General features: G+C 75.4%; 2 protein-coding genes. Both read right to left on the bottom strand.

The genetic code is table 11. The features are described from left to right. Positions 1-1,001, bottom strand: a 1,001-nt coding sequence (locus G5C65_RS34700; RefSeq protein WP_206442610.1) for a beta-ketoacyl synthase N-terminal-like domain-containing protein, incomplete at its 3' end; no start/stop codon positions are given. A gap of 62 nt (positions 1,002-1,063) precedes the next feature. Next, on the bottom strand, positions 1,064-2,959 hold a 1,896-nt coding region (locus G5C65_RS34695; RefSeq protein ID WP_165303040.1), incomplete at its 5' end, for a type I polyketide synthase.

Genomic DNA, 2,959 nt, shown 5'->3' with positions numbered 1-2,959 from the left:
GTGAGGCCGTTGGAGGCGCCGTCCTGGTTGACGGCGGAGCCGCGTACCACCGCCAGCACCGGGTGGCCGTTGCGGCGCGCGTCCGACAGCCGCTCCAGCAGCAGCATGCCCGCGCCCTCGCCCCAGCCGGTGCCGTCGGCCGCCTCGGCGAACGCCTTGCAGCGGCCGTCCGGGGCCAGTCCGCGCTGGCGGCTGAACGCGACGAACGGCGCGGGGGTGGCCATGACCATGACGCCGCCCGCGAGTGCGAGGGAGCACTCCTTGCCGCGCAGGGCCTGGGCAGCGAGGTGGAGCGCCACCAGGGAGGAGGAGCAGGCGGTGTCCACTGTGAGGGTGGGGCCCTCCAGGCCGAGGGCGTAGGCGATGCGGCCGGAGATGACGGCGGCGGACGCCGAGGTGGACATGTACGCCTCAGCGGTCTCCGGGTCCTGGAGGAGCAGGTCGCCGTAGTCCTGGATGCCGGATCCGGCGAAGACGCCGACCTGGTCGCCGCGCACGCGGTGCGGGTCGATGCCGGCGCGCTCCAGCACCTCCCAGGAGATCTCCAGCATGAGGCGCTGCTGGGGGTCGGTGGCGAGGGCCTCGCGGGGCGAGATGTCGAAGAAGGCCGGGTCGAAGTCGCCCGCGCCGTGGACGAATCCGCCCTCGCGTACGTAGCTGGTGCCGGTCTGCCCGACGTTGTTGGAGTCGCCGGAGTCGCCGGGGCCGCCGGAGTCGCCGGAGTCGCCGGGGCCGCCGGGGCCGCTGCTCTGGAGCCGGGTGAGGTCCCAGCCGCGGTCAGCGGGGAATCCGGAGATCGCATCCCGCCCCTCGTCCACCAGCCGCCACAGCTCCTCCGGCGAGCTGACCTCGCCGGGGAAGCGGCAGCTCATTCCGATGATCGCGATCGGCTCCTGCTCCCCGGCCTCCAGCTCCCGCACCCGCCTGCGGCTCTCGTGCAGTTCGGCGGTGACCCGCTTGAGGTAGTCGAGGACCTTGTCGTCGTTCGCGTTCGTCGCCATCCATGCCTCACAACTGTCCTGGTACGGCTGTCCTGTCCTGGTACGGGTCGGGTGCGCGACCGTCAGGCGGAGCCGAGTTCCTTGTCGATGAACGCGAGAACGTCGTCCGCGCTCGCGTCCTGGAGCAGGTCGTCGACCTCGGCTCCGGGGGTGGCGCTGCCCTGGTTCTCGTCCAGCCTGGTGACGAGCGCCCGCAGCCGGTCGACGATGCGGTGGTCGCGGAGGTCGTCGGGCGTGAGCGCCGTCACGGTCGCTTCGAAGCGGTCCAGTTCGGCCGTCACCGGCTCGCCGTCCCGCGCGGCGGCCCCGCCGCCCGCGCCCGGGTCGCCGGGGCTCAGCTCGGTGTGCAGATAGCCGGCGAGGGCGTCCGGGCTGGCGTAGTCGAAGACGACGGTGGCGGGTGTCCGCAGACCGGTGGCGCCGTTCAGCCGCGAGCGCAGCTCCACCGACGAGACGGAGTCGAAGCCGAGGTCGGTGAAGGGCCGCCGGGGTTCGACGTCGGCCGGGGAGTCGTAGCCGAGCACCGCCGCCACCTGGGTGCGTACCAGCTCCAGCACGGTGCGGCGCTGCTCCGGTGCGGACAGCGCGGCCAGCCGGGCGCGGAGCTCCGGCCCGGTGCCGGAGTCCGAACCGGAAGGGGACTGGGAGCCGTCCGCCGGGTCGCCGTCCAGCGCCGCGCGCACCTCGGGCAGCGCGTCGAGCAGGGGGCGGGCGCGTGCGAGGGTGTAGGCGGGCGCGAAGCGGGACCAGTCGAACTCCGCGACGACCGGATTGGGCTCGTCCCCGGGTACGGCGTGCCGCAGCGCTCCGACGGCGACGCCGGTGTCCATGGCGGGGGCTCCGGTGCGCCGCATGAACGCGCTGATCTCCTCGTCGACCATGCCGCTGTCCAGCGGGCCCCAGGCGACGGAGGTGGCGGCCAGGCCGCGGGCCCTGCGGCGGTGCGCGAGGGCGTCGAGATACGCGTTGGCGGCGCCGTAGGCGGCCTGCCCCGCGCTGCCCCACACGGCGGCGCCGGAGGAGAACAGCACGAAGGCGTCCAGCGGGCGGTCGCCCAGCAGCTCGTCGAGCAGCGCGGCGCCTCCCACCTTCGCCCGCCCCACCTCGGCGAACTCCGCGAGGGTGCTGTCGGGCAGCGGGGTGTCCAGCTGAGGCACCCCCGCCGCGTGCACGACAGCGGTCAGCGGCTGCTCGCCGGGGACGGAGTCCAGCAGCTTGCGCAGCTCCTCGCAGTCGGTGACGTCGCAGGCCGCGACCGTCGTCCGGGCGCCGAGCGCGGCCAGTTCGTCCCGCAGCTCCGCCATGCCGTCCGCCGCCGGGCCGCGGCGGCTGGTGAGGATCAGATGCTCGGCTCCCTCGCGGGCCAGCCGGCGCGCGACGTGCGCGCCGACTCCGCCGGTGCCGCCGGTGATCAGCGTCGTGCCGCGCGGGGTCCAGGACGGCCGCTCGTGCGCTTCGCCCAGCGGCGCCCGCACCAGCCGCCTCGCGTACCGGCCCTCGGCACGCAGCGCGAGCTGGTCCTCGGCGCCGCCGCCCGCGGTGCCGGCGAGCGAGGCGCACAGGGCGCGTACGAGGCTCTCGTCGAGGGTGGCCGGTACGTCGACCATGCCGCCCCAGAACCCGGGGTGGTCCAGGGAGAGGGCGGCGGCGGCACCCCACAGGGCGGTCTGGAACGGGTGGGTCAGCTCGGTGGAGTCGTGCACGGCCACCGCGCCGGAGGTGAGGCACCACAGCGGTGCGTCCAGACCGGCGTCGGCCGCCGCCTGCACCAGCGTCACACCGGCGGCCATGCCGCGCGACAGGGTGGGGTGGTCGGGGTGCGGCCGGTCGTCGAGCGCGAGCAGCGACAGCACCCCGGCGGGCCGCTCGTCGCGCAGCCGCGCGGCAAGCCCGGCGCGATCGGCCCCGGTTCCGGGTGCGGTTCCGGTTCCGGGTGCGGGCGGCGGGGTGGGCTCCTC

It is taken from the genome of Streptomyces boncukensis (assembly GCF_011045075.1).
In the GTDB taxonomy this organism is placed as follows: Bacteria; Actinomycetota; Actinomycetes; order Streptomycetales; family Streptomycetaceae; genus Streptomyces; species Streptomyces boncukensis.
The sequence above is the reverse complement of the archived record's forward strand: the minus strand, read 5'-3'. Positions and strand labels throughout refer to the sequence as shown.